Origin of the sequence: Streptomyces guryensis (genome assembly GCF_021261325.1) — a bacterium.
GTDB classification, from domain to species: Bacteria; Actinomycetota; Actinomycetes; order Streptomycetales; family Streptomycetaceae; genus Streptomyces; species Streptomyces guryensis.
In genome coordinates, this window is record NZ_JAJSBI010000002.1 from 635,631 (window position 1) to 660,733 (window position 25,103).

General features: G+C 70.6%; 21 protein-coding genes and 1 pseudogene. 12 read left to right on the plus strand and 10 right to left on the minus strand.

From position 1 onward, the window contains the following. Positions 1 to 830: 830 nt before the first annotated feature. A complete protein-coding gene (locus LJ657_RS06750; protein ID WP_232647347.1) occupies positions 831 to 2,510 on the plus strand; it encodes an SWIM zinc finger family protein in 1,680 nt (559 codons plus the stop codon). On the opposite strand, the gene LJ657_RS06755 is transcribed toward LJ657_RS06750, so the two are convergent. Together LJ657_RS06755 and LJ657_RS06760 are read right to left on the minus strand one after the other, a co-directional pair. Continuing rightward, positions 2,408 to 3,139, minus strand: a complete 732-nt coding sequence (locus LJ657_RS06755; protein WP_372487818.1) for a SigE family RNA polymerase sigma factor — start codon at positions 3,137 to 3,139, stop codon at positions 2,408 to 2,410. The genes LJ657_RS06750 and LJ657_RS06755 overlap by 103 nt on opposite strands. A gap of 104 nt (positions 3,140 to 3,243) precedes the next feature. Then, positions 3,244 to 3,666: a hypothetical protein gene (locus LJ657_RS06760; RefSeq protein ID WP_232647349.1), complete on the minus strand. Its 423-nt coding sequence runs from the start codon at positions 3,664 to 3,666 to the stop codon at positions 3,244 to 3,246. 374 nt (positions 3,667 to 4,040) lie between these two features. On the opposite strand from LJ657_RS06760, the gene LJ657_RS06765 reads away from it, so the two are divergent. Both LJ657_RS06765 and LJ657_RS06770 read left to right on the plus strand, forming a co-directional pair. Then, on the plus strand, positions 4,041 to 4,727 hold the full coding sequence (locus LJ657_RS06765) for a response regulator transcription factor (RefSeq protein WP_232647351.1): 687 nt from the start codon (positions 4,041 to 4,043) through the stop codon (positions 4,725 to 4,727). Then, positions 4,721 to 6,379 (plus strand): sensor histidine kinase, encoded by a 1,659-nt coding sequence (locus LJ657_RS06770; protein ID WP_232647352.1) that lies wholly within the window; start codon positions 4,721 to 4,723, stop codon positions 6,377 to 6,379. The genes LJ657_RS06765 and LJ657_RS06770 overlap by 7 nt, the downstream gene beginning before the upstream one ends. Here the strand turns inward: LJ657_RS06770 and LJ657_RS06775 are convergent. Next, positions 6,354 to 7,562 carry a hypothetical protein gene (locus tag LJ657_RS06775; protein WP_232647354.1) on the minus strand — a complete coding sequence of 403 codons (1,209 nt, stop codon included), beginning with the start codon at positions 7,560 to 7,562 and terminating at the stop codon, positions 6,354 to 6,356. The genes LJ657_RS06770 and LJ657_RS06775 overlap by 26 nt on opposite strands. Before the next feature lie 178 nt (positions 7,563 to 7,740). On the opposite strand from LJ657_RS06775, the gene LJ657_RS06780 reads away from it, so the two are divergent. Next, on the plus strand, positions 7,741 to 8,058 hold the full coding sequence (locus LJ657_RS06780) for a hypothetical protein (protein ID WP_232647356.1): 318 nt from the start codon (positions 7,741 to 7,743) through the stop codon (positions 8,056 to 8,058). Position 8,059: 1 nt separating this feature from the next. Beyond that, positions 8,060 to 9,100, plus strand: coding sequence for a hypothetical protein (locus tag LJ657_RS06785; RefSeq protein WP_232647358.1), 1,041 nt, complete (start codon positions 8,060 to 8,062; stop codon positions 9,098 to 9,100). A 91-nt stretch (positions 9,101 to 9,191) separates the two neighbouring features. On the opposite strand, the gene rfbD is transcribed toward LJ657_RS06785, so the two are convergent. The 3 genes from rfbD to LJ657_RS06800 are packed head-to-tail and all read right to left on the minus strand — an operon-like array spanning position 9,192 to position 12,123. Further along, positions 9,192 to 10,040 (minus strand): dTDP-4-dehydrorhamnose reductase, encoded by an 849-nt coding sequence (rfbD, locus tag LJ657_RS06790; RefSeq protein ID WP_372487821.1) that lies wholly within the window; start codon positions 10,038 to 10,040, stop codon positions 9,192 to 9,194. A gap of 32 nt (positions 10,041 to 10,072) precedes the next feature. After that, entirely contained in the window at positions 10,073 to 11,059 is a 987-nt protein-coding gene (rfbB, locus tag LJ657_RS06795; protein ID WP_232647360.1) for a dTDP-glucose 4,6-dehydratase, read from the minus strand. After that, positions 11,056 to 12,123 (minus strand): glucose-1-phosphate thymidylyltransferase, encoded by a 1,068-nt coding sequence (locus tag LJ657_RS06800; protein ID WP_232647362.1) that lies wholly within the window; start codon positions 12,121 to 12,123, stop codon positions 11,056 to 11,058. The genes rfbB and LJ657_RS06800 overlap by 4 nt, the downstream gene beginning before the upstream one ends. A 221-nt stretch (positions 12,124 to 12,344) precedes the next feature. On the opposite strand from LJ657_RS06800, the gene LJ657_RS06805 reads away from it, so the two are divergent. From LJ657_RS06805 to LJ657_RS06820, 4 genes are all read left to right on the plus strand, one after another. Then, positions 12,345 to 14,354 carry a glycosyltransferase family 2 protein gene (locus tag LJ657_RS06805; RefSeq protein WP_232647364.1) on the plus strand — a complete coding sequence of 670 codons (2,010 nt, stop codon included), beginning with the start codon at positions 12,345 to 12,347 and terminating at the stop codon, positions 14,352 to 14,354. A 26-nt stretch (positions 14,355 to 14,380) separates the two neighbouring features. After that, entirely contained in the window at positions 14,381 to 14,986 is a 606-nt protein-coding gene (gene rfbC / locus LJ657_RS06810) for a dTDP-4-dehydrorhamnose 3,5-epimerase (protein WP_232647366.1), read from the plus strand. Between the two features lie 144 nt (positions 14,987 to 15,130). Beyond that, positions 15,131 to 16,399, plus strand: a complete 1,269-nt coding sequence (locus LJ657_RS06815) for an alpha/beta hydrolase (RefSeq protein WP_232647367.1) — start codon at positions 15,131 to 15,133, stop codon at positions 16,397 to 16,399. A gap of 363 nt (positions 16,400 to 16,762) precedes the next feature. Then, entirely contained in the window at positions 16,763 to 18,403 is a 1,641-nt protein-coding gene (locus LJ657_RS06820; protein WP_308117012.1) for a hypothetical protein, read from the plus strand. A 22-nt stretch (positions 18,404 to 18,425) separates the two neighbouring features. Here the strand turns inward: LJ657_RS06820 and LJ657_RS06825 are convergent, their stop codons facing one another. Together LJ657_RS06825 and LJ657_RS06830 are read right to left on the minus strand one after the other, a co-directional pair. Beyond that, positions 18,426 to 18,905 (minus strand): GtrA family protein, encoded by a 480-nt coding sequence (locus tag LJ657_RS06825; protein WP_232647368.1) that lies wholly within the window; start codon positions 18,903 to 18,905, stop codon positions 18,426 to 18,428. 117 nt (positions 18,906 to 19,022) lie between these two features. Further along, positions 19,023 to 19,883, minus strand: coding sequence for an AraC family transcriptional regulator (locus LJ657_RS06830; protein ID WP_232647370.1), 861 nt, complete (start codon positions 19,881 to 19,883; stop codon positions 19,023 to 19,025). Positions 19,884 to 19,956: 73 nt separating this feature from the next. Between LJ657_RS06830 and LJ657_RS06835 the strand changes: the two genes are divergently transcribed. After that, positions 19,957 to 20,775 carry a phytanoyl-CoA dioxygenase family protein gene (locus LJ657_RS06835; RefSeq protein WP_232647371.1) on the plus strand — a complete coding sequence of 273 codons (819 nt, stop codon included), beginning with the start codon at positions 19,957 to 19,959 and terminating at the stop codon, positions 20,773 to 20,775. Then, the gene (locus LJ657_RS06840; RefSeq protein ID WP_232647372.1) at positions 20,772 to 21,047 is read left to right on the plus strand and encodes a hypothetical protein; all 276 of its coding nucleotides are present in this window, start codon (positions 20,772 to 20,774) and stop codon (positions 21,045 to 21,047) included. The genes LJ657_RS06835 and LJ657_RS06840 overlap by 4 nt, the downstream gene beginning before the upstream one ends. A 27-nt stretch (positions 21,048 to 21,074) precedes the next feature. On the opposite strand, the gene LJ657_RS06845 is transcribed toward LJ657_RS06840, so the two are convergent. Next, positions 21,075 to 22,292 (minus strand): beta-galactosidase small subunit family protein, encoded by a 1,218-nt coding sequence (locus LJ657_RS06845; RefSeq protein ID WP_232647373.1) that lies wholly within the window; start codon positions 22,290 to 22,292, stop codon positions 21,075 to 21,077. A gap of 141 nt (positions 22,293 to 22,433) precedes the next feature. On the opposite strand from LJ657_RS06845, the pseudogene LJ657_RS06850 reads away from it, so the two are divergent. Continuing rightward, positions 22,434 to 23,235, plus strand: a pseudogene (locus LJ657_RS06850) (LacI family DNA-binding transcriptional regulator). A 47-nt stretch (positions 23,236 to 23,282) separates the two neighbouring features. On the opposite strand, the gene LJ657_RS06855 reads toward LJ657_RS06850, so the two are convergent. Continuing rightward, positions 23,283 to 25,034, minus strand: coding sequence for a cellulase family glycosylhydrolase (locus LJ657_RS06855; protein WP_232647374.1), 1,752 nt, complete (start codon positions 25,032 to 25,034; stop codon positions 23,283 to 23,285). Between the last annotated feature and the right edge of the window lie 69 nt (positions 25,035 to 25,103).

Genomic DNA, 25,103 nt, shown 5'->3' on the forward strand with positions numbered 1-25,103 from the left:
GCGGGGAAGCGAATGCGGAGGGGGCTGCCCGGGCCGCGATCTCCGGGAGCGCCGCGGGCCGCGGTACGGCCGCAGTGGCCCCCGCTCCTGTGCCGGACCATGCGGGGGACGGTGCATCGCCCGCAGGCACGTCAGGCGGTCCCGCCGGTGCGACAGCGGACACGGATCGCCCCGGCGACGCGCCGGGTCCTGGCTTGTCGGGTCGGGGGAGTGGTGTGCCGGGTTCTGGTCTGTCGGGCGGGGGGAGTGGTGCAGCGAGCCCTGGCTTGTCGGGTCGGGGGAGTGACGCGCCGGGTTCTGGCTTGTCGGGTCGGGGGAGTGACGCACCGAGCCCTGCCCTGCCGGACCAGGCGAGTGACGCACCGACGTCCGCCCAGCCTCGGGATGATGAGGTGCCGGGGCCTGTCCGGGCGGGTGCCGTCGAGGAGCTGGGGTCTGTTCGGCCTGCGGCTGATGTGGTGAGGAGGTCGCCTCGGCCCGGGGCCGATGAGGTGCCGAAGCCCGCATCGTCGGACTTGGGCGATGGCGCGCCGAGTTCCGATCCGCCCGGTGTGCCGCCGGACGGGAGAGGCGCGAGGTCGGGGCCCGGTGTGGGACCTCGGAGCCGCGAAGCCGCCCCTGCCGGTGGGCGCCCCGCTGATGTCGCGCGTGAGGCGTTGCGTGCCGCGCGGGCGGAGTCGCGGCAGGCTCGGGAGGATGCCGAGCGTGCCGGAGCCGAGGCCCGGCGTCGGCCGAGAAGGGCGGCGGACGGGAGTCGTGGCGGGGTCTCCCGCCGGGCTGCCGGCGTTCAGGCGCGGGATCTCGGGGAGTTGCTCGCCGACGCCTTCCGTATGCCTGCCTCGGCGGCCGGGTCGGGCGAGACCCCGGAGGACGACGATCCCGCACATGAGGGCAGTCCGGATTCCCGGACGTCTTCGTCGAGGGCCACGCCCGCGCCCACGTCCGATGAAGGCCCGGCGGCAACCGGACGACTCGCGGAGCCCTACCGTCCCGGCACCGGCGGCACCGGCGGCACCGGCGGCATCGGCGGCATCGGCGGCATCGGCGGCATCGGCGGCATCGGCGGCATCGGCAGTACCGGCAGTATCGGCAGTACCGGCAGTACCGGCAGTACCGCCGGCACCGGCAGTACCGGAAGCACCGCCAGTACCGGCGGCACCGCCCGGCCCCCCGTAACCGGCGACTCCCCGACCGCCCCCACCGCCCACCGCCCCCACTCCATGGCCGCCCCCGCCCGCGACAGCGAACTGCGCCGTACCTTCCCCGCATTCCCGCCCCGCCCCTCCCGTTCTCCTGCCTCGTCGGCTTCCGCCGCCGACGCCCGCTTCGCGGAGACGTGGTGGGGCAATGCCTGGGTCACGGCGTTGGAAGAGGGGGCACTGGACGCCAAGCGGCTGGCACGCGGCCGGAGTTACGCCGAGCAGGGCAACGTGGATGCCATCACGGTGACGCCCGGACTCGTGCTCGCGTATGTGCAGGGCAGCCGCCCGCGCTCGTACCGCGTGCAGGTGCGGCTGCGCACGCTGGACGACGCCGACTGGGCGCGGTTCCTGGAAGCCGCCGCCGAGCGGCCCGGGCACATCGCGGCACTGCTGGACAAGGAGTTGCCCCAGGCCCTCGCCGACTGCGGAGTGCCGTTGCTGCCGGGGCCGCGCGACCTGGACCCGCGGTGCAGTTGCCCCGACTACGGCCACCCCTGCAAACACGCCGCCGCCCTCTGCTATCAGACGGCACGCCTGCTCGACGCCGACCCCTTCGTGCTGCTCCTGCTGCGCGGCCGAGGGGAACGCGAGCTGCTCGACGCCCTCTCCCGCCTGAGCGCCGCCCGAGCAGCCCGCGCCGCCCAGGAGCGGGAACCAGCCCCCCTTCCCGGCGTGCGCGCGACCGAAGCCCTTCTGCCCCGCCAACTCCCGCCGCTCCCGGCCCCGTTGCCCGTCCCGCCGCACCCCGAGCAGCCCCCGGTCTACCCGGCGGCCCCGGGCGGCCCCGACCCTTTCGCCCTGGACCAGCTTGCGACCGACGCCGCCGCCCGCGCCCACGCCCTCCTCAGCACCGGCCGCGACCCGGTGGCGGAGCTGACGCTGTGGCAGGACGCGGTCCGGCTCGCCGCCGCCCGCCCCGGCTCCGGCCTCACCGCCGGCACCCGCGCGCTCTACGCCTCGCTCGCCTCCGCCGCCGGCCGCACCCCCGCCGAGCTGGCCAGAGCGGTCGCTGCCTGGCGCCAGGGCGGCCTCGAAGGCCTCGCCGTCCTCGAGGAACCCTGGGACCCGCCGGCGGGACGCTTCGACCGCGCCCGCCCCCTCCTCCTCGCAGCCGACCTCCCCGCCTTCAGACCCTCGCGCAACCACCTCACCCACCCCCGCGGCCACGTCCAGCTCCGCCTCGGTCGGGACGGCCTGTGGTACGCCTACGAGTCGGAGCCGGGCCACGACGACTGGTGGCCCCGCGGCACCCCGGACCTCGACCCGGTGGGCGCCCTCACGGGCCTGGGCACACCGAGCGGCCTGTGAGCGGTGCGCCGTCCCTCTGCCGCCGTCGAGTCGGACATCCTCGGCGCGCTGTGGCTGTCCCGCGAACTCGCGGGAGGCCCCATCGGCTCCGTCCTCCGACCGGTGGCCGATGCCGATGCAGTGTTGCGGTCACGGCTCTGCAGCTCGTGGCGGAGCTGGGTGAGCGCCCGGTGCAGTGTGCTCTTGACCGTGCCGGGCGCCATGCCGAGGGCGGCAGCTGTCTCTTGCGTGGACATCTGTTCCCAGTGGCGCAGCACGACGACAGCGCGCTGCTGATGGGGCAGCGTCCTGATGACCTCCATGAGCAGCGCGCGGTCGGCGTGCTGTTCGGTGCAGTCCTCGACGCTCGTGTCGGGCAGCTGCGCGGAGGGGAGCTCTTGGATTTTCCGGGCCCGCCACCACTCCGTGCGAGTGTTGATCATGACACGTCGCAGATACGCGTCTGCGAGCCGCTTGTCCGCTATGCGGTCCCACCGGCGGTAGGTGCGTACGAGGGCCGTCTGGAGCAGATCCTGGGCGTCGAGCGGGTCGTGGACCAGACGGCGGGCGCTGCGCAGCAGAGCATCATGCCGCGCACGGACGTACTCCTCGAATTCCGGCATCGTGGCGTGACGCCTGCGGGTGTTCATACGGGGGACTCCTTTTCTGCGCTGGCATGAGAGGTCGGCGCGTGTGGGGCCGGGCGCCGGTCAGCGGCGCGGGTGGTCGACGGGTGGGCGTGGGCGGCCGACCGTCAGCAGCCGGGCAGGTGGGGCACCTTGGGTGCCGCTCCGCGTACGTAGCGGTTGCTCACCCAGGCCGGGTCGCTGCCCGACAGCAGGGTGACCTTCGTCCACCACCTGTTGCCCGAGACCTTGGTCGTGTGCCGGTTGGTCTGGCAGGACGCCCGCAGGCTCGTACGGGACACCCGTGTGACGGCCCGGCAACTCGTGCGCGGGCACTCCCGCAGGGCCACCTGCGCGCCCTTGACACGGATCTTCCTGACGCCGGCGGCGGCCGAGGTGTGGTCGGACACCGGCGCCGGAGTCACGGTCCGGGCGGCCGTGGGCGGTGTGCCGGGCGCACCGGCGTGTGCGGGGCCGGCCACGGCAAGGCCGCCGGCCAGGGCAAGAGTGATCGCGGCGAACGTGAACCCGTTACGTACCGTGGAGGTCATTTCCGTACTCCTTCTCACCGGCGCCGCACTGCACGGCGCACGCACGGGGCCTGCCGGCCATCGGGCCGGGCTGCCGGCCGCTCCCCTCGCGCCGGCCGGCAGCCCGGCCCCGGTGCTGACGGCCCATCAAGGCCGGCCGCTTGCGCCGGAGGTGCCGTACGACCTCGACCTTCCCCGTCGGGGAATTGAACGGGCAGTCGGATCCGCCGCCCTGATCAATGGCCGATGTACCGGTCATGGGCCCGGCGCAGGCAACGACTGTGGCAGTGAGCAGCTGTGGGCAAGCTGAGGATTGCTGAAGGTCCGTGCGTCAACTCCCCGAGAGCGTGCGGTTCTTCAGGTTGGCCACAGGCCGCCTCCCTCATGCTGGGGCCATGCGCTTACTGGTGGTGGAGGACGACCGGCGGATGGCGGAGCTGCTGCGGCGCGGCCTGGTCGGTGAGGGATGGGCGGTTGACGTCGCGTACGACGGACCGTCAGGGCTGGAGCGGGCGGGCGAGAACGCGTACGACGCGATCGTGCTGGACGTGATGCTGCCCGGCCTGAACGGATACGGGGTGTGCGGCCGGCTGCGCCAGGCGGACATATGGGCGCCGGTGCTGATGCTGACCGCGATGGACGGGGAGTACGACGAGGCAGAAGGGCTGGACGTAGGTGCGGACGACTACGTGACCAAGCCGTTCTCGTTCGTGACGCTCCTGGCCCGGCTGCGGGCGCTGATGCGGCGCGGACAGCCGCAGCGCCCCGCCGTGCTGCGCGTCGGGGACCTGGAGGTGGATCCCGCGGCCCGGCACTGCCGTCGCGGCACGGTGCCGGTGGCTCTGACGGTGCGGGAGTTCTCGGTGCTGGAGTACCTGGCGCGGCGCGGCGGCCAGACGGTCACGAAGACCGAGATCCTGGAGCACGTCTGGGACGACCGGTTCGACGGAGACGTCAACGTGGTGGAGGTCTACGTCAGCGCCCTGCGCCGCAAGATCGACGCCCCCTTCGGACGTCGTTCCCTGCGCACCGTACGGGGGCTCGGCTACCGGCTGGAGGGGGCACCGGAGGGGCCATGCTGAGGACTCTTCGGACACGACGGTTCCGGCGCGGTCTGCGCCCGGGCAGTGTGCGTCTGCGCTTGACGCTGGCCGCGGCCCTGGTCGCCGCCGTCCTGGTGGCAGTGGGCGCCGTCGCTGCCGCCGCCTTGGTGCGCGAGTCGCTCACGGCCTCGGCGCTGCAGCGGGTCACCGACGGCGGCGTCGTGTCGTCGGTGGAGACGTCGCTGTGCGTGAGCGACGACTCCGGCACGGTGTCGTGCACCGCGGCGCCTCCTCACGGGGACGCGGTCCGGCGGGACACCGTTCCCCTGATCCGCGGCGAACGCCTTTCGCTGTGGCCGTGGAGCGACCCCGACGACGCGGTACCCGTGCGTCTCATTCCGGCCGACGGCTCCGACCCGATCGAGTTCCCGGAGGCATGGACGGATCAGGGGCGGCTGAACACCGCCGTGTGGTGGCTGACAGGCGGCGCGCTGGCGCTCACCGCGCTGACGGCCGGCGCTGCTTGGCTGGTCGTCGGCCGGGCCCTGAAGCCGGTGGATGTGATCCGAACGCAGTTCGCCGCACTGAGCCTGAGCCGCCTTGACCAGCGCATACCCACGGGGCGCGGCGGCCGGGAGTTCACGCAGCTGGTGGCGACGATGAACAGCGCCCTGGACCGCCTCGACGCGGCGGCCGCCCGGCAACGGCAGTTCACCTCCGACGTCGCCCACGAACTGCGCACCCCGATCGCCTGCCTGCGTGCCGAACTCGAACTCGCGCTCACCGGCTCCGGGACAGCCCACTGGCCCGACGCCGCCCGTGACGCCCTGCACGACACCCTTCACCTCCAGGACATCACCACGAACCTGCTGCTCCTGGCCCGCCTCGACGCTCAGGCCTCACACGCGAAAACCCTCCTGACCAAGCAAGTCGACCTGCCCGGCCTGGTACGCGAAGCCGTCGCCCGCCGTGACGTACCCGATCACCTGAGCCTGGTCGTCACGGCCCCCGACGAACCCGCGCCCGTGACCGGCCACCCGGGTCTCCTCGGTCGCGTCCTGGCCAACCTCCTCGACAACGCCGAGCGCCACGCGGCCACCACCATCACCGTCACGCTCACCCGGGACCACGAACGCCGGCAGGCCGTACTCGACGTGGCCAACGACGGCCCGCCCGTCCCGCCCGAGCACCACGAGACGATCTTCGAACGATTCAGCCGACTCGACGACGCCCGCACAAGGGACGCCGGGGGCACGGGCCTCGGCCTGGCCATCGCCCGTCGCATCAGCACCCTCCACCACGGCACGCTCACCCTCGCCGCCGGTCAGGACGACCGGGCCGGAGCCCGGTTCACCGTACGGCTGCCCCTGGCGCACGAGGACGTCCTGCCGGTGGTGACCGAGCTCCTGCACGCCTGCGACCAGCCCGACGACATCCCGGCGCTACTCACCCACAAGGCCGGACACCAGCCCCTCGAAGACGTCGTGCCCGACCTGGTGCGTGCCCTCATCACGGCCGGACGCGACGACCACCTCCAGGCACTGCTCCGCCACGTCGCACGGCAGGCATCCGCCTGGGAGGTCACCGGCCTCGCCGACATCCTCCGGGACGAAGGCATGCCCGCGGCCGCCGACGAACTCCTCGCCGCCCGCACCGCAAGGGGCGTCACAGGGCCCGGTGGGAGACGGTGAGCAGGTAGGTGCCGTAGAAGAGGGAGACGACGGCCAGCGCGCTGAGCAGGACGACGATCGTGCGCAGGCGGCTGCGCGCCAGATGCCGGGCGAGCGGGAGCAGCAGCGGGAAGGCCGGCAGCAGGAACCTCGGCTTGCTGCTGAAGAAGTGGGTGCCGCCGACGGCCATCACGATGAGGAGCGCGCAGTAGGCGAGCAGAGGCAGGGGCATCCTGTTCAGGACGCAGAAGACGAACAGCAGCAGGTAGCCGAGGACGATCGCGGCGGTCAGATAGACGACGAGGGTGTCGTGCCCCACGATCAGGTGTTTGAACGTGTGGGCCGTGTTGCGGCCGAAGTCGAACCGTGAGCCCCACAGGCTCTGCACGTGGAAGTAGCCGAGGGGGTCGTGCGTCTGGAGCCCCACCCAGCCGATGTAGCCCAGCCATCCGAGGGGAGCCACGGCGGCGGCCGCCCAGGCGCGGGGCGCCGTGGGCGCACCGGCGCGGCGCAGTTGCCACAGATGAACGACGGCGCCGGTGACGACGGCGGCGGCCACGGCGAGGCCGTTGGGACGGCACAGCCCGGCCAGCACGGCCAGCGTCCCCGCGGTCAGCCAGCGGCGGGTCAGCACCGCGTAGAGCGACCAGGCGGCGAAGGCGGTCATGACGGGTTCGGTGTACGCCATCGTCAGGATGATCGCGTGCGGCAGCAGCGCCCACAGCGCCACGAGGAGGATCCCGATGCGCCGTCCGTGCAGCAGCTCGCCCACCGCGTACACGCCCCAGGCCGCGATCAGGGCGGCACTCCACGCGATGAGCAGCGCCACGTTGACCGCCCCGATCGGCAGCACCGTGTTCACCGCGCGGATCAGGCCCGGGAAGAGGGGGAAGAACGCCAGGTCGTTGTAGACGGCGTGGCCGTGTTTGGCGTGGGTGATCAGGCCGTAGCCATACTGGGAGATGTGCCAGTACCAGTGGCCGTCCCATTCCAGGCCGGCCACGGTTCGCGGGTGTCTGCCGAGGTGGATCGACCACAGGGTCGCCATGATCACCCCGGTCAGCCGCACGGAGACGAACAACGTCAGTGCCGGCAGTGCCTTCCCCAGCTCGACCCGCCACCGCCGCTGCTGAGGCGCTGGATCGATGACCGGTGTGAACCGCCGCGTGAGCGCGTTGCTCGTCTTCATGGGGCTGTCGCCCATTTCGACCTCCTTCTCTCCCATGCAGGAGGGGGCGGCCGAAGGCCGGGTTCCATGGACAAGAAATCTCTTACTTCGTGAGAACCAACGACATTCGTCGTTAATGCGGCATCAGGTAATTTTCACCGCGGGCGCTCCACTTGCGCGGCAACCTTCCGCGTGTCTCGTGCATCACATGTGCATGAAGTCCAAGTGGACGGTGTTCGGGGCGGTACCGGCCGCCGCGGTGCTCGCTCTGGCGCCGGGGGCGGCCGCCGTGGCCGACGGTCCGGCTGTCACACCGTCGCCGCCGCCGACGCGGGCCTACGCCACGATCGAGGCGGAGAAGCAGCTCAACGTGGCGCGGGCGGCGCAGTCGGCCTATGTGAACTGGATGTTCTGGGACGGCGGGGCGCAGGTACCCGTACCCACGAACGACACGCTCGTGATCGACGCGCGTGACCTGGCGGGCATCGCGAGCGTCGCTGTCCCCGAACCTGGTCGTCGGCAGGGTTCCTGATGTGTCGCACGCCAGGATCGGCTCCCGGATCGCTCTTCCGCTCCAGCTCCGCAACATCGGGGATCTGGCCACCGACCGGCGCGTCATGGTGCAGTGGGAGTCGGAGGGCGGTCTGGCCTTCGACCGGAAGTTCTCCAACTGCACCTACGGCTCAGGGGACGATGCGGTTGAACCGGGCGGCCACACATCCGTCGCCTGCATCTTCGAGGCCCCTGTGCCTGCCGGTACCACCGTGGAGCTGAGCAGCCTCCTGACCGCCACCGTCGGCAAGCGGGTCCTGAACGCCGTGACCGACTACTCGGTCACCCTCCTGAGGCCGAACGTACAACCCGGCGGCGGCAGCGAGCGGGGTACCGGCCCCGCACTCACCCTCGTCCCGGCTTCCGGGCCGGGCAACGGTTTCGAGGCCGGTGCCAAGGGCCGGTTCACCGTCTCGGCCGACAACTTCGCGGATCTCGCCGCCACCGCCACCGTCAGGCCCGGCCGCCACCCGGGTGAATGGACTCTCGATCTCAACGCCGTCAATCACGGCCCCGCCTCCGTGTACAGCACGGTCGGCAAGGCCGTGGCCCTGGTCGATGTCGTCCTGCCCAAGGGCACGGTGGCGACCGGCAATGCCTTCGAGGAGGGCGAGGACAGTCCGTACGGCCAGTGCCTGCTCCGGGTCAGCGACACCCGGACGGCACCTTTCGAGGCGGGCCATCGGCCTTACGTGTGCCCCGTGCCGTTCGGTGTCGCCGCCGGCAAGAGCCAGTTCTTCGAGCTGTGGGTGAAGACCGCCAAGGGGTACGACGGGGCCGGGGGCACGGCGACCGTGCGTCGCGGCCCGGCCGGTGTCCCGCTCCACGACCCGGACGCCGCCAACGACAGTGTCGCCTTCGCCTTCGGTGCGTCGGCCACATCGACCGCGACGGCACCGTCCGGCGGCATCCTGGCCGCCGCCGGTGCGGGCCGGGCGGCACTCGTCGTCGGCGCGGCGGGCTGTGCCGCTCTGCTGGGCGGTGTGGTCTTCGTCGTACGTCGCCGCAGGGGCTCGCACTGAGCGCCGGACGAAGCGAAAACGAGCGGGGTCGGCTGAACCAGCAACAGGTTTCAGCCAACCCCGCCCGTTTCGAGGGGAGTCGTACGTCGGCTCAGGGCCGCTCGGCCGCCAGCAGCGCCGGGAACGCTTCCCTCAGGGCCTCGCGCCAGTCTCGGATGGGCTCGATCCCGGCGGCTGCCCAGCGGTCGTGGCCGAGGACGCTGTAGGCCGGTCGGGGGGCCGGGCGGACGTAGGCGGCGCTGGTGGTCGGACGGACCCGCTCGGGGTCCGCGCCGAGCAGCCGGAAGATCTCCCGGGTGAGCCCGTACCAGGTGGTCTCGCCGCTGCTGGTGCCGTGGTAGATCCCGGCCGGGGCGGTACCCGCCAGCGCCGAGTGCCCGAGGCGGACGAGCCGGTCGGCGAGGTCGACGGTCCAGGTGGGCTGGCCGCGCTGGTCGTCGACCACGTCCAGGGTGTCCTTGACGCCCTCCAGCTTGATCATCGTGCGGACGAAATTGCCGCCGCCCGCGCCGTACAGCCATGCCGTGCGCACCACGTGACCCGCGTCCGGGAGTGCGGTCAGCACCGCCTGCTCACCGGCCAGCTTGGTGCGACCGTAGGCGCTGCGTGGAGCCGGTGGGGCGTCCTCCGCGTACGGAGCGGTGCCGTCGCCGGCGAAGACGTAGTCCGTGGAGACCTGGAGCAGCTTGGCGCCGGTCTTCGCGCAGGAGGCCGCCAGGTTCCGGGGACCGTCGCCGTTGATCCGCAGCGCCTCGGCCTCCTGGGTCTCCGCGTCGTCGACGGCCGTCCAGGCGGCGCAGTTGACCACCACGTCCGGCTCGTGCTCGGCGACGGCACTGTGCACCGCCTCCGGGTCCGTGATGTCCAGGTCCGCCCGGGTCAGGCCGACGCTCTGCCCGCCGTCGGCCGCGAGACGGGCCAGGAGGTCCATGCCGAGCATGCCGCCCGCACCGGTGATGAGCCAGGTGGATGTCACAGCGCGGCCCGCTCCTTGAGGGGCTCCCACCAGGCGCGGTTGTCCCGGTACCAGGCCACGGTCTCCGCGAGGCCGGTGGCGAAGTCCTTGCGGGGCCGGTAGCCGAGCTCCTCGCGGATCTTGGTGCAGTCCACGGAGTAGCGGCGGTCGTGGCCCTTGCGGTCCTGGACGTACTCGACGCTGGTGTCCCAGTCCGCGCCGCAGGCCTCCAGCAGCAGTCCGGTGAGTTCCTTGTTGGACAGTTCGGTGCCGCCGCCGATGTTGTAGACCTCTCCGGCCCGGCCCTTGGTGCGCACCAGGTCGATGCCCTGGATGTGGTCGTCGATGTGCAGCCAGTCGCGGACGTTGCCGCCGTCGCCGTACAGCGGGACCTTCTTGCCGTCCAGCAGGTTCGTGATGAACAGCGGGATGACCTTCTCGGGGAAGTGGTGGTGCCCGTAGTTGTTGGAGCAGCGGGTCACGCGCACGTCGAGGCCGTGGGTGCGGTGGTACGACAGGGCGATCAGGTCGCTGGAGGCCTTGGCCGAGGAATACGGCGAGTTGGGCTGCAGCGGGTGGGTCTCGGGCCAGGAACCCTCGTCGATGGAGCCGTAGACCTCGTCGGTGGAGATGTGCACGAAGGTCTTGATCCCCGCCCGGTGCGCGGCGTCGATCAGGGTGTGCGTGCCCACCACGTTCGTCCGGACGAACTCCGCGCCGCCGTCGATGGAGCGGTCCACGTGCGACTCGGCCGCGAAGTGGACCACCTCGTCGTGTTCGGCCATCAGCTTGCCGACCAGTTCGGGGTCGCAGATGTCGCCCTGGACGAACTGGAAGCCCGGGTGGGCGCGCACCTCGTCGAGGTTGGCCGGGTTGCCCGCGTAGGTGAGCTTGTCCAGGACGGTTATCGCCACATCCCCGGGGCCCTCGGGGCCGAGCAGGGTACGGACGTAGTGGGAGCCGATGAAACCGGCACCGCCGGTCACCAGGATTCGGGTGGTCATGAAGAGATCTGTACCTTGCTGTGGTCGCCGAGGACGAATCGGTGGGCTGCGGGATTGCGGGGCGCGGGGGTGACCTGGACGTTGCGGCCGATGAGCGAGGCCTCGATCCGCCGTACGCCGGTGATCGAGGAGTCACGCAGGACGATGGAGTACTCGACCTCGCTGTCGTCGATCCGGCAGCCCTCGGAGACCGAGGTGAAGGGGCCGATGTACGAGTCGCTGATCACCGAGCCGGGGCCGATGACGGCAGGGCCGACGATGCGTGATCCGCGGACCTCGGCACCCGCGTCGATCTGCACACGGCCGATGATCTCGCTGGAGTCGTCCACGGTGCCCTCGACGCCCGGCTCGAGCGTCTCCAGGACGGAGCGGTTGACCTCCAGCATGTCGGCGACGTTCCCGGTGTCCTTCCAGTAGCCGGAGATCGTCGTCGAGCGGACGTCCTTGCGCTGGTCGATCAGCCACTGGATGGCGTGGGTGATCTCCAGTTCGCCGCGCCAGGAGGGCTCGATGCTGCGGACGGCCTCGTGAATGGCGGGGGTGAAGAGATACACACCGACCAGCGCGAGGTCGCTCTTGGGCTGCTTCGGCTTCTCCTCCAGGCCCTTGACGCGGCCGCTCTCGTCGAGCTCGGCGACACCGAACGAGGTCGGGTTGGGCACCCGGGTCAGCAGGATCTGCGCGTCCGGGTGTTCGGTGCGGAACTCGTCGACGAGACCGGTGATGCCGCCGACGATGAAGTTGTCGCCGAGGTACATCACGAAGTCGTCGTCACCCAGGAATTCGCGGGCGATGAGCACCGCGTGGGCCAGGCCGAGCGGCTGGTCCTGGGGAATGTATGTGACGCTGATCCCGAGTTTCGAGCCGTCGCCCACGGCTTCCCGGATCTCCTGGGCGGTGTCGCCGACGATGATCCCGACGTCCGTGATGCCGGCGTCCGCGATCGCCTCCAGCCCGTAGAACAGGACGGGCTTGTTGGCGACGGGCACCAGCTGCTTGGCCGATGTGTGGGTTATCGGACGCAGGCGAGTGCCCGAGCCACCGGAGAGAACGAGAGCCTTCATGCGGCGCATCCTAACCGGGGTCCGGCGCAGGCACCGCTCCGTGCGTTTCGTCACCGTTGGCCAAACCATCGTGTGGACTTTGTGATCCGTTCGTGGCCGCTGCCGCCGCTTGACGTGACCACGGTGTGACTGCCACGCGTTAGCCTTGTCCGTCAGCTAGCGGCGGTGTACGCCGGGTCATGACGTTATGACTCCCCAGTGACTGAAGCGGAAGAAGAGACATGCCCATCAAGGTGAGCGTGGTGATCCCGGTCTACAACCCGGGCAAGTACATCGAGGACTGCATCTCCTCTCTTCTCCGCCAGAGCCTGCCGGACGACGAATACGAAGCGATCTTCGTGGACGACGGCTCCACCGATGAGACCCCCGAGCGCCTCGACCGGCTCGCCGCCGAGTACCCCCACATGCACGTCATCCACCAGGAGGGCTCGGGCTGGTCCGGCAAGCCGCGCAACGTCGGCATCGCCGCCGCCAAGGGTGAGTTCATCCAGTTCGTCGACAACGACGACTGGCTGGGCGACGAAGCGCTCGAACGCATGTACAAATACGGCGTGGAGAACGGCGCCGACGTGATCGTGGGCAAGATGGCCGGCAAGGGCCGCCCGGTCCCGCTGGAGCTGTTCCGCAAGAACCGCCCGCACGCGAACGTCGAGAACGCCCCGCTGATCGACAGCCTCACCCCGCACAAGATGTTCCGCAAGGCGTTCCTGGACAAGTACGACCTCCGCTACATGGAGGGGCGCCGCCGCCTCGAGGACCACGTCTTCGTCACCGAGGCATACCTGCGCGCCGAGAACGTCGCCGTGCTCAGCGACTACCTGTGCTACTACCACGTCAAGCGCGAGGACGCGTCCAACGCGGGCTTCCAGCGCTTCGACCCGGTCGGCTACTTCAAGAACCTCCGCGAGGCCCTCGACGTCGTCGAGAAGCTCACCGAGCCCGGCCCGCTGCGTGACCGGCTCTTCCGCCGCTGGCTGCGCAACGAGATGGTCGAGCGCATGCGCGGACAGCGCCTGCTGAAGCTGCCGGAGGACTACCGCCAGGAGCTGTTCGACGAGATCCACAAGGTCGTCGTCGAGCGCTTCGGACCCGGTGTCGCGGCCGGTCTGCAGCCCACGCAGCAGATCGTCGCCGGCCTGATCGCGGCGAACCGGCTGGCCGACGTCGAGGAGTTCGCCCAGTGGGAGTCGGGGATCAAGCCCTCCGGCGTGCTGGAGACCCTGGGCTGGGAGGACGGCAAGCTGTCGATAGGCTTCACCGCCGAGTACAAGTCGGCCGGCGAGCCCATCACCTTCCGCGCCGACGGCGACAAGGACCTGCTGGTTCCGCCGCTGCCGCAGACCAGCCTGGACGCCATCGCCCTGCTCGGCGCGAACACCTCCGCGCCGCTGGCCAAGTCCAAGGTCGACCTCGTCGTACGGGAGCGCGCGACGGCCGCGGAGTTCTTCCAGCCGGTCGAGCTCACCCGCGAGAAGGTCGCCGTGGAGGGCCGGGAGGGTGACTTCCGCCAGATCCTGCGCGCCACCTCGCAGGTCGACCCGCTGACGGCCGCGAACGGCGCCGCACTGGACGCCGGCATCTGGGACGTCCTCATCCGCATAAGCTCCTGCGGCTGGACCAAGGAGACCCGCCTCGGCTCCGTACGCGACGAGGAGGCCGGGCGAGGGCGCGCCGCCGCCGTCGTCGGCTCCCCGGCCCGCCTGGTCCTGCCGTACTGGACCGATCCGCACGGCAACCTCTCCCTCGACGTCGACCGGAAGACCAACCGGCTCTCGTACGAGTTCGCCGCGCTGACCCCCGCCGACGTCACCGTGACGACGGACCCCGGCCGCCTCTCCGCCGTCCTGCCGTTCCACGTCCAGGGGGAGACCGGGGCGACCCTGAAACTGACGAACGTCGCGAGCAGCCGTTCGGTCGACCTCCCCGCCACGCTGACCGCCCGCGGGACCGGCGACGCCGACCTGAGTGCCGACCTCCCGGTCGGTGAGCCGGCGGAGGGCCAGTGGCGGCTGGAGCTGACCGTGCCCGCGACCGGGGCCGGCAAGCCGGTGGCCCTTCCACTGGTGCTCGCCGTCTCCGCCACCGGCGGTGCCGTGGTCAAGCCCCTCGCCGCCGCTGCCGCCGACCTGGCGGCCAAGGATCCCGGACGGCGCGGGCCCGCCCCTCGCCCCGTAAAATCGACGCTCCTCCGCCGGGCGGCGGGCAAGCTCCGTCGGGCTCTGAAGAAGTAAACGAACACGCGAGCAAGGATCAACACGTGCGACCACTGGGTATCGAGGGCGCTTGGGTGCTGGAGCCCAAGGTCTTCCCCGACGAACGCGGCAGCTTCCACGAGTGGTTCCGGGGCGCCGAGTTCCGCGAGGCGACCGGCCAGGATCTCGACCTGGCCCAGGCCAACTGCTCCGTCTCCAGGCGGGGCACCCTGCGCGGCATCCACTTCGCCGACGTGCCGCCGAGCCAGGCCAAGTACGTCAAGTGCGTGCGCGGCGCGGTCATCGACGTCATCGTCGACATCCGCGTCGGGTCACCGACGTACAAGCAGTGGGAAGCCGTCCGGCTGGACGACCAGACCCACCACGCCGTCTACCTGTCCGAGGGCCTCGGCCACGCCTTCTTCGCCCTCACGGACGACGCGACCGTGGTCTACCTCTGCTCCGAGGGTTACTCCCCCGGGCGTGAGCACGGTATCCACCCGCTGGACCCGGATCTCGCCATCGAGTGGCCGGCCGACATCGAGCCGCTGTTGTCCCCGAAGGACGAGCAGGCACCGACGCTCGCCGAGGCGGAGGCCCAGGGTCTGCTCCCGGTGTATGAGGACTGCGTCACATACCGCAGGTCCCTCCGAACGGCTGACGGCTCCTGACCTCTGTCGACGGACCTTCCGCGAAAACAAGAAAGAGGTATGGGCTTTGTCCCATTAGCGTTTCTTGGGGAACGCGGAAGGGTCCGCAACCCTCCTCCTGGGTGACGGAAAAACCACGGGCAAGGAAACCGGGGACTGAGTGGCATGGGTTTGACCAGCGAGACGACTGTGTACGTGATGGCGGCCGTGGCCGCCATTTGTGTGGCGCTGTTGGTCTGGCTGTGGCCACGGCTGGCCAAGCAGGGTGTGTGGCAGGTGCTCGGACGGCTTGCGGCCGTCGGAGTGGCCCAGGTGACGATCATCGCGGCCTTCGCGTGCTGGCTGAACTCCTCGTACCAGTTCTTCGGCTCGTGGGGTGAGCTCTTCGGCAACGTCGACACCGCTCCCGTCGGCGTCACCCAGGCGGGCGGAAACAACGACGGCGGGGCCATCACCGGCGTCTCGGTGAAGGGCGCCCTTATACAGCCCAACGGGAACGAGCAGTTGAACCGGGTGAGCGGGCTGCCCACCGGCAACCCGGCGGTGAACGGGCGGGTCGAGTCCGTGAAGGTCATCGGCCGCCGCACGGGCGTCGTCGACCCCGCCTTCGTGTACCTGCCGCCGCAGTACTTCCAGAAGGCGTACCACCGGCAGCGCTTCCCGGTGATCGTCGCGCTCAGCGGCTACCCCGGCAGCATCTTCAACCTCGCGCAGTACCTGCGGGTGTCACAGACCGCCGGAGAGCTGCAGAAGAGCGGCCAGATGCAGCCGACCATCATGGTGATGATCCGGCCGACGATCGCTCCGCCGCGCGACACCGAGTGCGTGAACGTCCCGGGCGGACCGCAGACCGAGACCTTCCTGGCGAAGGACCTGCCGGACGCCCTGAAGGCCAACTACCGGGTGGGTCACGACGCCACCGCCTGGGGCGTCATGGGGTACTCCTCCGGCGGCACCTGCGCCCTGCAGCTGACGATGCGCAACCCGCACGTCTACACGACGGCCGGTGCCCTGTCTCCCGACTACAAGATCAAGGACGACGCAACGACCGGCAACCTCTTCGGCAGCGGGCTGGGCCGCGTCAACCGGATCAACGGGCACGACCTGATGTGGCGGCTCAAGCACCTTCCCGTGCCCCAGGTCTCCGTCCTGGTCGCCGACAGCAAGCACGGAGAGAAGGGGTACCCGCAGACCCTGGCCTTCATCAAGGCCGTCAAGGCGCCCATGCGCGTCGTGTCGATCCTGCCCGACAACGGCAGCCACAACTTCCCCACCTGGGTACGGGAGATGCCGGCCACCCTGAAGTGGATGAACCAGCAGCTGACCTTCCCCCAGGACGTCGTGCCCCGGCACCTCCCGAAGCCGAAGCCGGGCCACACCACGGTGCGTGCCTCGGGCCAGGAGCCCTCGGAGGCCCCCACCAGGCGCAGGTGACCCTGGGCGGACGGTACGGGATCACGCCACCCTACGGTCTGTAGGGTGAGAGGTGGGTGAGAAGGAGCCCGCCCTCCACCGGGCCGCCGCGCCGACGCCGAAGGATGGCGGCCTGCTCCTGAGAAACCTCGCCCTCAGGCACTTACCTACACGTTGTAGTAGTTGGTTCCGAGTGGCCGACCACACGTGGGTGCCGCCCAATGGGGATGAGGAAGAGGAGGCGGTCGCGTGGTTGACGCCCATCACGCCGGAACGGACCTCGAGCTCAGCGGTCGCTCCGGCACAGACCTGATGGCACCGTCTCCGACTCGGGCCGCGGCGGCCGGAGTTCCGGGGGCGGGCCCCCAGCAGCTGCATCGTGGGATGACGCTGGTGGCCACGATCAGCCTGTTCATCGGGACGCGTGACGCCTGGACTGCCGCGATGGAGTCCCGCCCGGCCGTCGCCGGGGCGATCTCCGTCTGCTACGCCTCGATCCTGGTGTGTGCCGTACTCGCCCTCCTGGTGCGCACCCGGCGGGCGCTGGTCCGGGTGGACGTGCTGGTGCTGATGACCGCTGTGGCCCTGGTGGCCTGCGGCTATCTGCTCGACCACGCGGGCACCGACGAAGGCGTGCTGACCGCGCAGGCCGCGAACCAGATCCTGCACGGCCATCCGGTCTACGGCCAGTCCTGGCGATGGCTCTTCGACAGCGCGCGCGTCGGGATCACCAAGACCATGTCCGGCGGTGCCGACTACACCTACGGCTACCCGCCGCTGACGGCCCTGGTCGCCGCCCCGGTGTATGCCGTCCTCCACTCGGCCGCGGCCGTCACGCTGGTGACCACCGGGGCGCTCCTCGCCTCCTCGGTCCTGCTGTGGATCCTGCTGCCGGCGCCCTGGCGGTCCGCGGCCACCGCGGTCTGTCTCGGCTTCGGCTTCCTGCCTCACTACGCCTACGCCGGCTACCCGGCGATCACGGCCCTCGCCCTGCTCGTTCCCGTCGTGGTGCGCTGGCCCCGCACCGGCGCCGGCGGCCGACTGGGAGGGAGGGGAGTGCTGCGGGCGGCCTGCCTCGGCGCGGCCTGCGCCGCGCAGCAACTCGCCTGGTTCCTCACCCCGTTCCTCCTGATCGGCCTGTACGCCGTCCGACGCGGTGAACTCGGCCCCCGGCGGGCGCTCGCCGTCACCGCCCGGTATGCCGCCACGGCGGTATTCGCCTGGGCCGCTGTCAACGCCTACTTCGCCGTCCAGGACTTCTCCACCTGGCTGCACGGGCTGCTGCTGCCCCTGGACCAGAAGGCGATCCTGCACGGCCAGGGCCTGATGGGCATCTCGTACTACTTCACCGCGGGCAGCAGCCGCCTCGACTACTACTCCTACGGCAGCATGCTGCTCCTGTTCGGCCTGCTCGCCGCCACGCTGCTGTTCGTCCGGCGCCTCGGCCCCGCGATCACGGTGCTGCCCTGGTGCGCGTTCTATCTGTCCACCCGTTCCCAGGACGGGTACTTCCTGATGATGACCCCGCTGTGGCTCGCGGCCGCCGCCACCGCTCCGGCCGCCGCGTTCGCCACCGCCTGGCAGCCACGTCTGCCCGGTGTCACCGGCCGCCGCACGAAGGCCGCCGTGGCGGTGGGCCTGCTCGTGCCCGCCCTCGCCTGTGTGGCGGTCGCCGCCGCGAGCCCGCCGCCCCTGCGCCTGAGCCTCGCGCCGCGCTACGCCACGCACCACTCACGCGCCGGCGTCACCGCCATCGACGTACGGGCCGTCAACACCACGGGAACGACCCTCGCCCCGCACTTCGCCAGCCGCACCGGACAGGGTGCCTCCAACTGGTGGACCATCACCTCCGGCCCGTCGACCCTGGCCCCGCACGCCTCCGCCGAATACGTCGTCGAACCCCAGGGAGGGTTCCGCACCCTCCCGGGCGGCACACACGAACGCACCTACCTCATCGCCGTCACCGGCACCCCGATGACGATCACGACGGCCCACATCCCGCCCGCCGGGCCGTCGGCCCGGTGAGCGTCCGCGGCGGCGGGGTCACTCAGCGCGCACGGGGCCGCGCGGTATCGCCCCGCGACGGGGAGGGGGCGGGCCGGTCGAGGGAATCCGGTGGCCGGAACACCCAGGTCCGGTACGCCCCGAAACGGAACGCGGTGGCCGCCGCGAGGCCCACGGCCTTGAACAGGTTGCTCTGCAGGGCCGTGTCCCAGCCGAACCAGTAGGTGGCCGCGTACAGCACGCCGTTCTCGATGACCAGGCCGACGAGGCTGAACACGAAGAACAGCGTGAACTGACGGGCCGGCCGCCGCTTGTCCCGGTCGCGGTAGGCGAAGTAGCGAAAGCCCAGGTAGTTGACGAGGAGCGCCACACAGGTGCCGATGACGCTGCACCGCACCACGGGCAGGTGCGTGGCCGCGCGGCACAGGTTGAACACCGCGAAGTTCACCGCCACGCCGACTCCGCCGACCAGCGCGAACCTCACGATCTCGCCCGTCAGTGCCCGACGGGGGCCGTGGCCCATCACGATCAATTCAGTCCCTTCCCGGCTCGGAAGGTGAGCGGGGACCACCCGGTGCGGTACCCATGGGCTGGGCTGCCGGGTCCGGGGTCCGGGGTTGCCTGCCCCTCGGCAATCACCCTACGACTTGTCGGGTGCCGGCGCAGATCGTCGGCCGGTTGTGGCTCTGGTGAGGGAACCGCGCCGACCGTATGGGCTCTCGCCCGGAGGGGTGGGCCCGGACCCTCGTATGTCACGCGGGCTCGCGCCGAGTTCACGGCGGCAGGCCTTGTTGAACGCCTGGAGGTCGGCGATGCCCACGGCCGCGGCGATGGCGGTGATGGACAGGGTGGACGCCAGCAGGAGATGACGGGCGCGTTGAAGGCGCCGGTGCCGGATGTACGACACCACCGTGTGGCCGGTCTCGGCACGGAACACCCGCGTCAGGTGGGTGTGGGAGATTCCGACGGCGTCGGCGACGTCCGGTACGGACAGCGGGCCCGCCAGATGCACTTCGATGTACGCCTGCGCCGCGGCCACGAGAGGGTGCTGACGCCCGGCTCCGTCGTTCCTCGGCAATTCAGCGACGCGCCACAGGGCGGCCCAGACCTCGGCGGTGGCGCGCGGGAGGGAAGACGGCACGGCCGCGACGGCGTACCCGAGCAGATCGGCCAGGCGTGTGCTCTCGGCCCCGGCGTCCTGCATCACCGGGACCGATCGCAAAGTTCCGGCCCCGTTCAGCCGCAGATGGACGTAGAAGTGCTCCGACCTGCCCCGATAGCGGAAGTGAACCTCCGTGTCAGGGGGCACGAGGCTGACATGACCGGGCCGGATGGGGTGGATGGACCGGCCGATGGTCAGCGTGCCCTCGTAGTTGTAGAGGTGCAGCTGCCACAGACCGGGCAGCCGGAAGACGTCGTGATCGGTGGCGACACCGTGTATCCCGATGCCGGCGGCCGCCACGGTGGGCGGCTCGTCGAGCCGCAGTGTCACAAGCTCCATGAGGATGGAAAACTACCAGCACTGGATGAATTCGACCCACGACAGAGCCGGACACGGCCCGTACGTTCGTCGCATGCCAACCAGTGACCGACTTCTGACGTCAGTTCAGATGGCGCGCTTCGTCTCGCAGGGCTTCCTGCGCCTCGACGCGGTGGTGCCGCAGGAGATCAATGAACGGGCCGTCGCGACCCTGGCCGACGGCCTGCCCGACCTGCCCTACGGCATCCCGTTGGACGAGGCGTTCGCGTCTGACACCTTCGTCCACGAGCTGCTCGCCCTGCCGGTCGTCGCGGGCGCCGTCAAGAGCCTGGTCGGGCCCGCGCCGACCGTCGACCACCATGCGGTACACGTGCGTGAGCCGCACGAGGGGCAGGCACAGCCCCTCCACGGAGACGCGATCATCGACGTACGGCCGGACGCGTTCGACATCCAGCTCATGTACTACCCGCACGAGGTGACCGCCGACATGGGCGGCACGCTCAGCGTGCCGGGAACCCATCTGCGCAGGATCAACGAGACTGACATCGGCCGCGTCCAGAACCTCAGAGGACAGAGGCGTCTGACCTGCCCGGCGGGCACGGTCGTCCTCCTGCATCACGGCATCTGGCACAGCGGCCGCCGCAACGACACCGCGCGCCGCCGCTACATGTACAAACTCCGTCTCAACCCGACCGTGCCGCAGGTGCGGCTCTGGGACACCACCGATCTGCACGACCAGGCCGTGACCGCGGAGCTCGGCACGTACTTCCCCTGGTGTGAGCAGGCCACCGCCCGACTGGAGATCTACAACCGGATCCTGCTGTGGCGGGCCCTGACCGGCGACGACTCCTTCGACATCGAGTACTGGGTCACGCGCGTCAGCAACCGCCCGGCCCTGAGGAGTCACGCATGAGGCAGCAGGTCCTGGTCCTCTACCTCTCGACGTCGGCACTCGACTCCCACGTCGTCGGCTGGTCCCGCTACGACGGCACCGGCCGCTCCCGTCCGACGACCGGCGACAGCGACGAGCCGCCCTACCCGACCGGCCTCGCCGCGCTGCAGGACGGGTGGCGCCTGTTCCAGGCGTCGCAGATGCTGCCGCCGCAGGCCGGCCACGAGTACGACGTCTCCTTCCTCAAACACGAGTTCTTCTTCGAGAAACTGGAGGAAGACCCCCGCCCGTGACCCGGCACGGGCGCCGGCCGCGTCTCATCAGGACGGCAGCGCGGTCAGCACCAATGTGAAGTCCGCGGGCCGGACTTCGAGCCGGTACTCGGGCAGGGTGCCCGGGCCCACGGCACCGGAGCCGAGGCCCTGCACGACGTGGTCGGTGTACAGATGGACGGTCGGCCCGGCGGTCAGGTCGCTCTGGTGCCGTGCTTCGGCCAGGTGCCGGTCGTCCCACCGGCGGGCGGCCAGGTTGAACAGTTCGGCTCCCTCGACGCGCAGGCCCGCGCCTTCCTCGTCGACCACCTCGGCCCAGCGCACGTCCGCCCGGTTGCCGTTGTCCTGCGGTCGCACATACGGCGTCTGCAACTCGTCGACACTCGAGTGGAAGAGGCCGACCCGGGCCGCCCTCCGGGAGTCCGGGTAGGCCTCTCCGGGACCCGCGCCGAACCAGCTGACCCGGGAACATTCCCCGGGCAGCTCCCAGTGCAGACCGATACGGGCGAGCGAGGGCGCCTTGTCCCGGCGGACGAGTTCGGCGTACCGCTCCGGCGGCAGGTCCGCGTCCACCATCGGCTCGCCGAAGACGTCCTCGCGCTCGGGCCAGTGGCCGACCGGCTCCGTGTGGACGCGCACCCGCAGCCGGCGCCCGTCCGTCTCCCAGCGGTAGGTGGTGAGGTAGCCGCAGTCCGTCGCGGCGGCGGCACTGCGCACCACGACGGTCAGGCCCTCTGCGGCCGGGTCGACGGACACGGTCCGGTGGCGCAGCCGGTCCAGGCCCCGTGCCTGCCAGTACAGGGCGTCGCGCTGGGACCAGGCGCGGTCGTTGTCGGTCGGCGCCCGCCACAGGCCCAGCCGTGGACCGCGGAACTCATGGCCCCCGAGGCCCAGCAGTGCGCCGGTGCTCCGGTCGAAACGGGCGGGGCCGAGGACGATCCGCGGGCCCGAGGTGTCCGCGGCCCGCAGCCGGGCGTCGAGTACGGTGCGTGCCGGGTGGCCGTCAGAGGGCAACGGGACCTGGCCCCAGGCCACCGTATGCCCTTCCGGGGCCCACACCGTGGGCTTGGCCAGCTCCGCCCGTACGGTCAGCAGACGTTCGCCGTCGCCGCCCGCCCCGAGCGGCGGGAGGGGGATCTCGGTCCTGTCTCCGGCGCCGAGGTCCGGCGTCGCCAGTGTGCCCTCGTCCAGTGGGACGCCGTCCCGGGTGAGTGTCCAGGTGAACCGGAGATGTGCCAGGCCGACGAAGTCGTAGCGGTTGTGCACGAGGAGGTGACCTGGCGTGCTGCCGGGGCCGATGACGACGGGCTCGATGACCCCCTCGGGGCCGCCAAGCGGCGCCGTCCCGGCAACGGGGGGTGCCAGAACGACTGCTTCACTGGCCGAGGGGATGGGGAAAACGCGACCGTGCCGGACAACGGATCAGAGACCCCTTCGGCGGAAGAGCAGCCCGCACGCGGTGACGGACCGGCTGCGGTGACCATCGCGTACATCGCCGAGACCGCAGGCGTCTCGGTGCCCACCGTGTCGAAGGTGCTCAACGGCCGGTCCGGTGCGTCGGACGAGACCCGGGCCCGCATCGAGGAACTGATCGCCCGGTACGGATACCGCAAGCCCCCGAAGAACCGCAGCCACCTGCCCTTCGCCCGAGCTGCCCGACGACGTGCCGTTCGTGGGGGCCACGAACCGGCGGGGCGGCCAGGCCGCGACCCGGCACCTGGTCGAACCGGGGCATCGTCGCATCGCCATGATCAGCGGTCCTGACCATCCCTTCTGTCTCGCGCGGATGGCGGGTTACTCCTCCGCGCTCACGGTGGCCGGCCTGCCGGTGGACCCCGACCTGGTGGTCAGGACTCAGCGCACCCGCGAGGACGGCTGCACCGCGGCACGTGATCTGCTCTCCCGCTCCGACCGCCCCACCGCGGTCCTCACCGCCAACGGCATGCAGGCCCTCGGCGTCTACGATGCCGCCCGTGAACTCGGTCTGCGCATCCCGGACGACCTGAGCGTGGTGGGTTTCGACGACGTACCGGCCGTGGCCTGGGTGGACCCGCCGCTGACCACGGTCCACCAGCCGCTGGCCGAGATGGCGGTGGCCGCCACCGAACTCGCCCTGGCGCTGGGCCGCGGCGAGGACGTTCCCCAGGTCGGGGTGGAGATCGCGACCACGCTCGCCGTCCGTGAGAGCACCGCCCCGCCGAAGAGCTGAGCGAGGCCCCCGGGCGCCGCCCGTGGCGGCACCCGGGGTGAGAACCGTCAGCCGACGGTCCCGGTGACGGAGTTGCCGGACTTCGTCACGCGGTACGTCACGGTTGCTCCGCTCCAGAAGTGGAAGGTGAGCGTCGCCTGCGCACCGTCACGCAGGGCGTTGAGGTAGTCGGGGGTCAGGGTGAGAGCGTTGCCCGGGTAGTCGGGGGAGAAGGCGCCGTTGAACTCCTGGTACGGAGTCCAGCTGGTGTTGCCCGCGGTGCTGCCGTCGGCGTACCTGGACTCCATGGTCGCGAGCCGGTCGCCGCGGAACCGGGTGGGGATGCTGAGCCCGTTGGTGCTGCCGCCGGCGTCGGAGAGTACCGGCGTGTCGTACGTGGTCACATAGATCTGCCAGGGGACCCCGCGCGAGAACCTGGCCTCGATCGTGGCGTTCGTCCCGTAGGCGCGGTTGCCTGCCAGTCGGGTCAGTGCGGAGGCCGTCAGCGTGAGCTGGTTGCCGGAGACGGTGTAGTCCTGGCCCGGGGAGAGCCTCTTGCTGCCCTGCCAAAGCCCCCGGAACGAGAGGCCGTTGGGGTTCACGGTGAGCGTCTTCGCCGTGATCGCGCTCGACTTCGCCAGGAAGATCCGGTCCGAGGAGGCGGTTCCCGAGCGGGTGGTCCAGCTCGACTTGATCTGGTTGATCAGTTCGGGCTCACGCCACTGCAGCGTGGTGCGGTTCAGGAAGTTGAAGGCGTCCCACAGGGCCGTTGTCACTCCGGTGGTGCGGGCCTCGTAGCCGAGCATCTCGAAGTACTTCAGTGCCTCGCCCTGTTCGACACGTGCGGGGTGGTGGTAGTCGGGGTAGTTGAGCAGGCCGTACTCACCCATGTAGACGGGTATTTTCCTGGCGGTGAGGGTGTTGCGGATGCGGGTGAACGTGTCGCTCATGTCCTTCTGCGAGGTGGCATCGAACTGTGTGCCGCCGGCGATGTTGACGCTGAACGGGTACCAGCCGTAGTAGTGCACGGTGGCCACCAGGTTGGGGTCCTTCAGCGAGTCGATCTCGCTGACCAGCGGGTCCATACGCTCCTGGGAGGCCGTGCAGCCCAGGCTGGGCAGGACGAGCAGACGGGTCGCGTTGTTGCCGCCGGTCTGGCGCACCACGGTGTGGAACGCGGTATTGAGCTCGTTGTTGTACTGGCTGCCCTGGGCGTCGGTGGTGTTGTTGAACTGCGGCTCGTTGTTGCTCTCGAAGAGCAGACGCCGGGGGGCGTCCCTGAACGTGGAGGCGATCTGGGTCCAGGTGGCCTTGAAGCGGGCCAGGACGTTGTCGTGGTCGGTGGGCATGGTGGCGATCCACTGCCAGGAGTCGTGATGCACGTTGATCACGACGTACAGGCCGTCGGAAAGCGCCCAGTCGACCACCTGCTTGACGCGGGTCATCCAGGTCGCGTCGATGGTGTAGGGGGCGGTGGACGACTGGTGGCCGCTCCAGGTGACGGGGATGCGGACGCTGCGGAAGCCCTGGGACCTGATGGTGTCGAACAGGGACTTGGTGACAGGCGGGTTGCCCCAGGAGGTCTCGTCCGGGATGGCGTCCAGGGTGTTGCCCAGGTTCCAGCTGGGCTGCATCGCCGCCACCGCGCTCACCGGGCTGAGCACCCGCGGTGCTGCCACCGGGGAGGTGACCGTGTGACCCGGTGCGGCGAGTGCTGTGGTGCTGGTCAGCCCGATCGCCGTGACCAGGGCGAGCAGGAGGCCGAGCACCCGGCCGGGGCCGCGTCTGCGGTGGCCGGTGAGGTGTTGCGTTCCCTTCATCTCTGACCCTTCTCTGTTTTCCGAGCGGAGGTTCCGCCGGTGGGGGGATGCTGAGGACGGGTGGCAGGG

Bases quoted from the DNA above. Each gene is read 5' to 3' on its own strand.
- LJ657_RS06750 (WP_232647347.1), top strand. From the start codon at position 831: ATGCCTGCCTCGGCGGCCGGGTCGGGCGAGACCCCGGAGGACGACGAT.
- LJ657_RS06755 (WP_372487818.1), bottom strand. From the start codon at position 3,139: ATGAACACCCGCAGGCGTCACGCCACGATGCCGGAATTCGAGGAGTAC.
- LJ657_RS06760 (WP_232647349.1), bottom strand. From the start codon at position 3,666: ATGACCTCCACGGTACGTAACGGGTTCACGTTCGCCGCGATCACTCTT.
- LJ657_RS06765 (WP_232647351.1), top strand. From the start codon at position 4,041: ATGCGCTTACTGGTGGTGGAGGACGACCGGCGGATGGCGGAGCTGCTG.
- LJ657_RS06770 (WP_232647352.1), top strand. From the start codon at position 4,721: ATGCTGAGGACTCTTCGGACACGACGGTTCCGGCGCGGTCTGCGCCCG.
- LJ657_RS06775 (WP_232647354.1), bottom strand. From the start codon at position 7,562: ATGGGCGACAGCCCCATGAAGACGAGCAACGCGCTCACGCGGCGGTTC.
- LJ657_RS06780 (WP_232647356.1), top strand. From the start codon at position 7,741: ATGAAGTCCAAGTGGACGGTGTTCGGGGCGGTACCGGCCGCCGCGGTG.
- rfbD (WP_372487821.1), bottom strand. From the start codon at position 10,040: ATGCTCGGCATGGACCTCCTGGCCCGTCTCGCGGCCGACGGCGGGCAG.
- rfbB (WP_232647360.1), bottom strand. From the start codon at position 11,059: ATGACCACCCGAATCCTGGTGACCGGCGGTGCCGGTTTCATCGGCTCC.
- LJ657_RS06800 (WP_232647362.1), bottom strand. From the start codon at position 12,123: ATGAAGGCTCTCGTTCTCTCCGGTGGCTCGGGCACTCGCCTGCGTCCG.
- LJ657_RS06805 (WP_232647364.1), top strand. From the start codon at position 12,345: ATGCCCATCAAGGTGAGCGTGGTGATCCCGGTCTACAACCCGGGCAAG.
- LJ657_RS06815 (WP_232647367.1), top strand. From the start codon at position 15,131: ATGGGTTTGACCAGCGAGACGACTGTGTACGTGATGGCGGCCGTGGCC.
- LJ657_RS06820 (WP_308117012.1), top strand. From the start codon at position 16,763: ATGACGCTGGTGGCCACGATCAGCCTGTTCATCGGGACGCGTGACGCC.
- LJ657_RS06825 (WP_232647368.1), bottom strand. From the start codon at position 18,905: ATGGGCCACGGCCCCCGTCGGGCACTGACGGGCGAGATCGTGAGGTTC.
- LJ657_RS06830 (WP_232647370.1), bottom strand. From the start codon at position 19,883: ATGGAGCTTGTGACACTGCGGCTCGACGAGCCGCCCACCGTGGCGGCC.
- LJ657_RS06835 (WP_232647371.1), top strand. From the start codon at position 19,957: ATGCCAACCAGTGACCGACTTCTGACGTCAGTTCAGATGGCGCGCTTC.
- LJ657_RS06840 (WP_232647372.1), top strand. From the start codon at position 20,772: ATGAGGCAGCAGGTCCTGGTCCTCTACCTCTCGACGTCGGCACTCGAC.
- LJ657_RS06855 (WP_232647374.1), bottom strand. From the start codon at position 25,034: ATGAAGGGAACGCAACACCTCACCGGCCACCGCAGACGCGGCCCCGGC.